This is a genomic window from Sporichthya sp., from assembly GCF_013815995.1.
GTDB lineage: Bacteria > Actinomycetota > Actinomycetes > Sporichthyales > Sporichthyaceae > Sporichthya.
The window spans coordinates 1-7528 of sequence record NZ_JACDFE010000224.1; the positions used below are offsets into that span (position 1 = coordinate 1).

Annotated in this window: 8 protein-coding genes and 2 pseudogenes; 5 read left to right on the forward strand and 5 right to left on the reverse strand. The window is 71.1% G+C overall.

The features are described from left to right. The 4 genes and pseudogenes from H0X00_RS19660 to H0X00_RS19675 all read left to right on the forward strand — a co-directional run. Positions 1-1023 (forward strand): radical SAM protein (locus H0X00_RS19660; protein ID WP_293774132.1); only part of this gene is annotated, 1023 nt, incomplete at its 5' end. Position 1024: 1 nt separating this feature from the next. Then, positions 1025-1651 carry a CDP-diacylglycerol--glycerol-3-phosphate 3-phosphatidyltransferase gene (gene pgsA, locus H0X00_RS19665; protein ID WP_293774134.1) on the forward strand — a complete coding sequence of 209 codons (627 nt, stop codon included), beginning with the start codon at positions 1025-1027 and terminating at the stop codon, positions 1649-1651. Then, entirely contained in the window at positions 1648-2880 is a 1233-nt protein-coding gene (locus H0X00_RS19670) for a CinA family nicotinamide mononucleotide deamidase-related protein (RefSeq protein ID WP_293774136.1), read from the forward strand. Before pgsA ends, H0X00_RS19670 begins: the two co-directional genes overlap by 4 nt. A 104-nt stretch (positions 2881-2984) precedes the next feature. Next, a pseudogene (locus tag H0X00_RS19675) lies at positions 2985-3224 on the forward strand (helix-turn-helix domain-containing protein); the annotation flags it as partial. A gap of 119 nt (positions 3225-3343) precedes the next feature. On the opposite strand, the gene H0X00_RS19680 reads toward H0X00_RS19675, so the two are convergent. From H0X00_RS19680 to H0X00_RS19690, 3 genes are read right to left on the reverse strand one after another with little or no spacing between them, the layout of a single operon-like run. After that, positions 3344-3949, reverse strand: a complete 606-nt coding sequence (locus H0X00_RS19680; protein ID WP_293774140.1) for a hemerythrin domain-containing protein — start codon at positions 3947-3949, stop codon at positions 3344-3346. A 46-nt stretch (positions 3950-3995) separates the two neighbouring features. Beyond that, on the reverse strand, positions 3996-4391 hold the full coding sequence (locus H0X00_RS19685) for a VOC family protein (RefSeq protein ID WP_293774142.1): 396 nt from the start codon (positions 4389-4391) through the stop codon (positions 3996-3998). Between the two features lies 1 nt (position 4392). Next, positions 4393-5073 (reverse strand): VOC family protein, encoded by a 681-nt coding sequence (locus H0X00_RS19690; RefSeq protein WP_293774144.1) that lies wholly within the window; start codon positions 5071-5073, stop codon positions 4393-4395. 88 nt (positions 5074-5161) lie between these two features. Between H0X00_RS19690 and H0X00_RS19695 the strand changes: the two genes are divergently transcribed. Next, complete coding sequence (locus H0X00_RS19695) at positions 5162-5989, forward strand: class II aldolase/adducin family protein (RefSeq protein WP_367186704.1); 828 nt, start codon at positions 5162-5164, stop codon at positions 5987-5989. A gap of 69 nt (positions 5990-6058) precedes the next feature. On the opposite strand, the gene H0X00_RS19700 is transcribed toward H0X00_RS19695, so the two are convergent. Both H0X00_RS19700 and H0X00_RS19705 read right to left on the reverse strand, forming a co-directional pair. After that, a complete protein-coding gene (locus H0X00_RS19700; RefSeq protein ID WP_293774147.1) occupies positions 6059-6844 on the reverse strand; it encodes a DNA-formamidopyrimidine glycosylase family protein in 786 nt (261 codons plus the stop codon). Positions 6845-6916: 72 nt separating this feature from the next. Then, a pseudogene (locus tag H0X00_RS19705) lies at positions 6917-7528 on the reverse strand (DEAD/DEAH box helicase); the annotation flags it as partial.

Sequence of the window (7528 nt, forward strand, 5' to 3'; positions counted from 1 at the left end):
GCGAGCGTCGCGACCCTCACCGCGGCCGAGGAGATCTCCGCCTGGTCCGGTCCCGGTTCGGGCCCGCGGCCGGTGCGGACCCGGCTCGGCGCGGGGCCGGTCGCGCCGCTGAAGCTGGCCTCCGGTTGCGACCGCCGCTGCACGTTCTGCGCGATCCCGTCGTTCCGCGGTGCCTTCGTCTCCCGGCGTCCCGTCGACCTGCTCGCCGAGGCCGCGTGGCTGGCCGAGTCCGGGGTGCGCGAGCTGGTCCTGGTCTCGGAGAACTCGACCTCCTACGGCAAGGACCTCGGCGAACTGCGGCTGCTGGAGATGCTGCTGCCGCGCTTCACCGAGGTGCCCGGCATCGAGCGGGTGCGGGTGAACTACCTGCAGCCGGCCGAGATGCGCCCGTCGCTGATCGACGCGCTCACCGGGACCCCCGGGGTGGTGCCGTACTTCGACCTGTCCTTCCAGCACTCCAGCGCCGACGTGTTGCGCCGGATGAAGCGCTTCGGGGACACCGACCGGTTCCTCGGCCTGGTCTCACAGATCCGTGAGCGCGCGCCGGAGGCCGGCATCCGCACCAACCTCATCGTCGGCTTCCCCGGCGAGACCGACGCCGACCTGGCCGAGCTGGAGCGGTTCCTGATCGGGGCGCGGCTGGACACCGTCGGGGTGTTCGGCTACTCCGACGAGGACGGCACCGAGGCCGCGACCTTCGAGGGCAAGATCGACCCGGACGAGGTCCGCGAGCGCGTCGAGCACATCACCCGCCTGCTCGAGGAGCTGACCAACGCCCGCGCCGAGGATCGAATCGGGGAGACGGTCAGCGTCCTGGTCGAGGAGAACGACCCGTTCCGCTACCCGGGCGCCGACGCGCACGGCGAGGCCACCGGGGAGGGCCGGGCCGCGCACCAGGCCCCCGAAGTGGACGGCAGCACGATCCTGCTCGGCGGGTCACCAGAGGTAGGGTCGTTCGTCACCGCGACCGTGGTGGGCGCCGACGGGGTGGACCTGATCGCCGTCGTGAGCGGCGCGAACTGAGATGTTCGAGCCCACGCCTCCGGTGGAGAGCGAACCCGGCGCGGTCGATCACCTGGCCGATCCGATCGCCCAGGCCGGGACGTGGAACATCGCCAATGGGCTCACCCTCCTGCGGCTGTTCCTGGTGCCGGTGTTCCTGGTCGTGCTGATGCACTCCGGCGGCGACTCGGACGGCTGGCGCTGGGCGGCCTGGGGCATCTTCGCCGTCGCGTCGTTCACCGACTCGCTCGACGGGCGGCTGGCCCGCCGCCACGGGCTCGTCACCGACTTCGGCAAGATCGCCGACCCGATCGCTGACAAGGCGCTGACCGGCTCCGCGCTGATCGTCCTGTCCTCGATGGACGAGCTGCCGTGGCTGGTGACGATCGTGATCCTGGTCCGCGAGATCGGCGTGACCCTGCTGCGGTTCTGGGTGATCCGGCACGGCGTGATCCCGGCCAGTCGCGGCGGCAAGCTGAAGTCGCTCGTGCTGGGCGTCGCGATCGGGCTCTACGTGCTGCCGTTCACCGGGTTCCTGCAGGACATCGCGACCGTGCTGATGGCGGCGGCGGTCGTGATCGCCCTGGCGACCGGCGGGGACTACGTGCTGCGGGCGCTGAAGCTACGACGAGAGGCGGCGCTTCGATGACGCGCGTGGAGCTGATCACCGTTGGGGACGAGTTGCTGTCCGGGCTGGTGCTCAACTCCAACGTCGGGCGGGTGGCCGATGCACTGGCCTCCGTCGGGCTCGGACTCTCGATCGTCTGCGACGTGTCCGATGATCTGGACGAGATCGTCGCGGCGGCGCTCGCCGCCGCCGAACGCGCGGACGTCGTGCTGTTCAGCGGCGGGCTCGGGCCGACCTCGGACGATCTGACCCGCGACGCGCTCGCCGCCGCCGCCGGCGTCGAACTGGACTTCGACCCGGTCGTCGCCGAGAACCTCAAGGCCCGGTACGCCGAGTGGGGCATCCCGATGCCCGAGCAGGTGCTGCGTCAGGCCGAGGTGCCGCGCGGCGCGGAGCTGTTGCCGAACCCGCGTGGCAGCGCCCCCGGACTGTCGATGCAGCTGCGGGGCGCACGGGTGCTCGCGTTGCCCGGCGTGCCCGGCGAGCTGCAGGCGATGCTCGCCGGTTCGGTGGTGCCGATGCTCGCCGAGCTGGCACCCGGCCCCGCGCTCGTGACGACCATGCTGCGCTCCGCGCTGGTGGGGGAGTCCGCGGTCGCCGAGTCGGTCGCGGAGATTCAGGCCCGGGCCGAGAAGGACGGGGTCAGGTTCGCCTTCCTGCCTAACCTCGGCGACGTCCGGATCCGGTTGACCGGTCCGCCCGAGGCGGTGGCTGCCACCGAGGCGGAGGTGGCCGACAAGCTCGGAGCGCAGATCTATTCCCGCGATGGCCGCACGATGGACGAGGTCGTGCACGGGCTGCTGCGCGAGCGCGCCGCGACCGTTGCGGTGGCCGAGTCGCTCACGGGGGGGATGGTCGGCTCGGCCCTGACCGACATGGCCGGCTCGTCGGCGACCTTCCTGGGCGGGGTCATCGTCTACGCCACCGGGGCCAAGGCAGAACTCGGCGTGGACGCTGCGCTGCTCGCCGAGCGGGGGCCGGTGGACGCAGAGATCGCCGGCCAGCTGGCCGAGCGGGTCCGGGAGCGGTTCGGTGCGAGCTACGGTCTGGCCTGCACCGGGGTCGCGGGCCCGGAACCGGTGGGGGATTACCCGCCGGGAACGGTGTTCCTCGGCCTGGCAGGGCCGGACGGGGTACGCACGCTGCGCCGGGATCTGCCGCCGCGCCGGGACTTCGTCCGGGCACTGGCCGTGTTGGCCGCCTTGGATCTGCTGCGGCGTGAGCTGCTCGGCCTTCCTGTGGATTCGTGAAGAACTCACGCTGAGTGACCACCGGTCGCACGGAAATTCGGCCCAGGGAGGAACACGGGCCAGACACGTCGCCGCAAACGGCCTGTCCCGGGTACCGTGAACGCGTGATCCTCCTTCGTCGCCTGCTCGGGGACGTTCTGCGCCAGCGCCGGCAGAACCAGGGCCGGACCCTGCGCGAGGTCTCGGCTCAGGCCCGGGTCTCCCTCGGTTACCTCTCCGAGGTCGAGCGCGGGCAGAAGGAAGCGTCCTCCGAGCTGCTGGCCTCGATCTGCGAGGCGCTCGGCGTGCGGATGTCGGATCTGATGCGCGAGGTCAGCGATTCCCTCGCTTCGGCTGAGCTGGCCACCAACGTCCGCTCGCTCGAATCGGTGTCCGCGCCGGTCGCCAGCGAGCGTCCCGAGGTCGTCGCGGCTGCGTGAGGCAGCCCACGCCTCCGCTACACCTGCAGATGCATTAGTCGGATTCAGTGCCCTCCGGCGACGCCGCCGAGAGCGGTCTCCGCGGTGTCGGCCAGGTGCTCGTCGACGTAGCGCTCGGGGTCCTGGCCGGAGGTGTCGAGGTCGGCGGCCGTGTGCGCGGCCTTGAACTCCGTGAACTTCCGGCCGAGTTCGGCTCGCTGGGCGCGGGTGGTGTTGCGGCGGAAGTCCGCCAGCGCCTCGTCCTCTTCTTCGCCCATGTGCTCGGTGTTTTCGGTGCGGGCCTGGTTGACGGCCTCCCACCAGGCGTCGCTGCCGGGGCGGTGCCGGGCGGCGGCGCGGGTGGCATCCCGAATGTCGTTGTGGTCGCCGATGGCGTCGAGGGTCTCGTCGACGGCATCGCCCTCGTCGCTCTTGTCGGAGTCGCCCTTACGCAGGAGCACGGGGTAGAAGATGCGCTCCTCGGCGACGGCGTGCACGTCGAGCAGGTCGGCCAGCGGGCCCCACACCGCGCACAGCCGGGCCTCCGGCTCCTCGGGGTCGGTGTCGGGGGACTGCAGCTCGTCCAGGGCGGCGAAGCCGCGCCGGAACGTGTCGTGGTCGTCGAGGATCAGGGCCGTGATGTCGTCGTTCGTCTCCGCAGTGTTGGTCACTGTCCGGTGCTACCCGACCGGACGGGGTGAAATCGTGAGCTGACCCTCACTCAGACTGCTGCACGCGCTCGGCATCGCTGCGTTCGACGCAGAACTCGTTGCCCTCCGGATCGGCCAGCACGGCCCAGCCGGTGCCGTCGGGCTTGCGGTGGTCATCGACCAGTCGGGCGCCCAGGACCATGAGGCGCTCGACCTCCTCGTCACGGGTGCGGTCCTGCGGCGTGACATCGAGATGGAGGCGATTCTTCACCGTTTTGCCTTCAGGGACCGGGATGAACAGCAGTCCCGGCCCCCCGGCCGGCGGCGGGAGGTACCACTCCGGATCCCCGGGCTCGTTGGGGTTCTCGGGGTCGTCCGGCCACCCGAGCACCCCGGCCCAGAAGGCGCCGAGGGCCTCGTGGTCGTGGCAGTCGACCGTGATGTTGTGCAGGCGGCTGACCACCTCAGTCCTTGGGGGCGAAGACGCAGAACTCGTTGCCGTCCGGGTCGGCCAGGACGTCCCAGCCCCGCCCGTCGGCCTTGGGCAGCACCAGCGTCGCACCGGCGGCGATCAATGCATCCCTGTCGCCGGTAACGTCCCAGTGCACGCGGTTCTTGGTCGTCTTGGGCTCGGGGACGTCGACGAAGGAGAACCCGTCGAACGGAACGCCCGCCAGCTTCGCGATCCACCACCAGTTCTTGCCGTCCTCGGTCTCGGCCTCGACGCCGAAGACCTTGGCCCACCAGGTGGTGATGGCCTCGGCGGGCGGACCTTCCGCGCAGTCCACACAGATCTCGTAGAGCTTGTAGTCCGGTGGGGTCTCGCGGACGAAGGCGCAGAACTCTTGGCCCTCGGGGTCGGTCATCACGATCCATCTGAAGTCGGTGTCGTTCACGATCGTGGCGCCGGCCGCGACCAGTTCGGCGACGTCGCCGGTGTGCACGTCGATGTGCACCCGGTTCTTCACCGACTTGCCCTCGGGGACCTGGTTGATCCAGACCGTGTGGGCCGGGGTGGGGCCGCGCAGCAGGGCGTCCTGGCCGTCCTTCTCCCACTCCAGGCCGAGGGCGGTGGCGTAGAAGGCGCCGAGGCGGTGCGCGTCGACCGCGTCGATGCAGAGGTCCTTGTAGGTCGCGTGAGCCATGCTTTGGACGCTACCCCGCGGCTCCGACAGTGACGCCTGCCCGGATCCGGGGGAAGATGGGGCGGACCCGAGGAGGCTTCCCGTGACCATCACCCCAGCGGTGCCGGTCGTCGCGAACGCGGCGAGCACCGATGCGATGGGCCGCCCGTTGGACGTCGCCCGTCCTCCCGTCTTCGCCACCGTCGCCGAAGAGCGTGCGCACCGTAAGGCGAAGCTGGCGGGGGCGTTCCGGATGTTCAGCAAGGCCGGTCTGGACGAGGGTGTGGCCGGGCACATCACCGTTCGCGACCCGGAGGAACCGGACACCTTCTGGGTGAACCCGTTCGGGATGCACTTCTCGATGATCCGCAGTAGTGACCTGGTGCGGGTGAACGAGGAAGGCCGGGTGGTCGAGGGCGGGCGGATGGTGAACGGCGCCGCGGTCGCGATCCACTGTGCGGTGCACGCCGCGCGCCCCGACGTGCTCGCGGCCGCGCACGCGCACGGCCCGGCCGGCAAGACCCTGTCCTCGCTGGAGATGAGCGTCGAGATGCTCACTCAGGACGCATGCGCGTTCTACAACGACCTCGGCGTGTACGACGACTTCACCGGGGTCGTGCTCGACGCCGAGGAGGGCCGCCGGATCGCGGGCGCGCTGGGCACTCGCAAGGCCGTGATGCTGCGCAACCACGGCATGCTCACCGTCGGTACCTCGGTGGACAGCGCGGCCTGGTGGTTCCTCACCCTGGAGCGCACGGCGCAATGCCAACTCGATGCCTACGCCGCTGCCGCCGGGCTGGGCAAGCCGCCCCGACAGGTCTCACCGGACGCGGCCGAGCAGACCTACGGTGTCGTCGGGTACGAGTTCGTCGGCTGGTTCCAGTTCCAGCCGATCTGGGAGCGGATCTCGCGGGATCAGCCGGACATCTTCGACTGACCCGTCTTCTGCAGCGTTGCGCGCCTATCGCGGGGCTGCGACAGGCGCACCGCGCAACAGGAACGTGGGTCACGCCGGCTGGCAGGACGGGCACCAGTAGCTCTTGCGCTCCTGGCCGAGCGGGCCGAAAGACTCCTCGCGGATGCGGGTGCCGCAGCGACGGCAGGACTCCCGGGCCCGTTCGAAGACCCAGTGCTGGCGGCCGCGGCGCAGATCACCGGTCGTGGTCTGCTCGGGGCGGTCCTTGTTGGCGCTGAGCAGCCGTCGGGCCCGGTCGACGACCTTGGCCAGGTCGGGGATCTCGCCGACCGGCCGACGGGGGTGGATCCCCGACAGGAACAGGGTTTCCGCCCGGTACACCGTGCCGATGCCGGCCAGGTTGCGTTGGTCGAGCAGTGCCTCGCCGATGGTGCGCGCCGGGTCCTTGGCGATCCGGCGCAGCGCTTCGTCGGCGTCGAAGGCGCGGTCGAGGAGGTCCGGGCCGATATGGCCGACGACCTCACCCTCGCGAGCGGTGGGGACGATCTCTACGACCGGCAGCCGGTAGCCGACGGCCTCCCAGTCAGCGGTGGTCAGGATCGCGCGGATCTGGTGATCCGGGCCGCCCTTGCGCTGCGCGCCGGGGCGGTAGAGGTGCCAGCTGCCCTCCATCTTGAAGTGGGTGTGCAGCGTGCTGCCGTCATCGAAGCGGAACAGCTGGTGCTTGCCGAGGGACACGACCTCGAGGACGCTCACGCCGGTCAAGTCGGCGGCCGCAAACTGCGGGACCCGGAAGTCGGCGCCGGCGAGCTTCTGCCCGGCGAGCGCCTGGTGGAGTCGCTTGCAGGCCAGGTAGACGGTGTCGCCTTCGGGCATTCCCGCCTCCTACCCCGTTGCGTCCGAAGGTGCGAGCGTTATAGCTCACGCTGCTTCGGACGTTAGCGAGAATCAGCCGCGTAGGCGCAGGCCTCGGGGGGTGGCGTGGAAGCCGGCGGCCTCCAGGGCGTGGCCGAGTGGAGAGTCAAGCACGGAGGTGCCGTCGGCGCGTTCGACGGTGAGCTTGCCGAGGGCGCCTTCGCGGACGGCGAGGGCGAGGGCGTCGACGGCGGGCTGCAGGACGTCGTCGCCGGAGGGCCAGGTGAGCAGGGACTTGCCACCGCGTTCGACGTAGAGCACCAGCGCGCCGTCGACCAACACCACGAGGGCGCCGGCCTTGCGGCCGGGCTTGTGCCCGGAGGTGACCTCTTCCGGGCGGTCCGGCCAGGACAGCGCGGCGCCGTAGGGGTTGGCCGGGTCGGTGGCGGCGAGCACGAGGGCCTGCCCACGCCGGCGGCTCTCGTCGGGCGCGGACGCACGGAGCCGGTCGACCGCGCCGGGGATCGCGAACTGCGCGGCCCCGAGGCCTTCGACGAAGTATCCGCGCCGACAGCGGCCGGCTTCCTCGAACGCGGACAGGACCCGGTAGGTGGCAGCGAAGCCGCCGGGGGTTCGCTCGGCCACCACAGCGCCGCGGGTGAGGACGCCGTGCCGGTCCAGCAGAGCATCCGCGGCGGCCTGGGC

Excerpts from the sequence above, each read along its gene's own strand:
- H0X00_RS19690 (WP_293774144.1), bottom strand. The coding sequence starts at position 5,073 with ATGGCTCACGCGACCTACAAGGACCTCTGCATCGACGCGGTCGACGCG.
- pgsA (WP_293774134.1), top strand. The coding sequence starts at position 1,025 with ATGTTCGAGCCCACGCCTCCGGTGGAGAGCGAACCCGGCGCGGTCGAT.
- H0X00_RS19700 (WP_293774147.1), bottom strand. The coding sequence starts at position 6,844 with ATGCCCGAAGGCGACACCGTCTACCTGGCCTGCAAGCGACTCCACCAG.
- H0X00_RS19670 (WP_293774136.1), top strand. The coding sequence starts at position 1,648 with ATGACGCGCGTGGAGCTGATCACCGTTGGGGACGAGTTGCTGTCCGGG.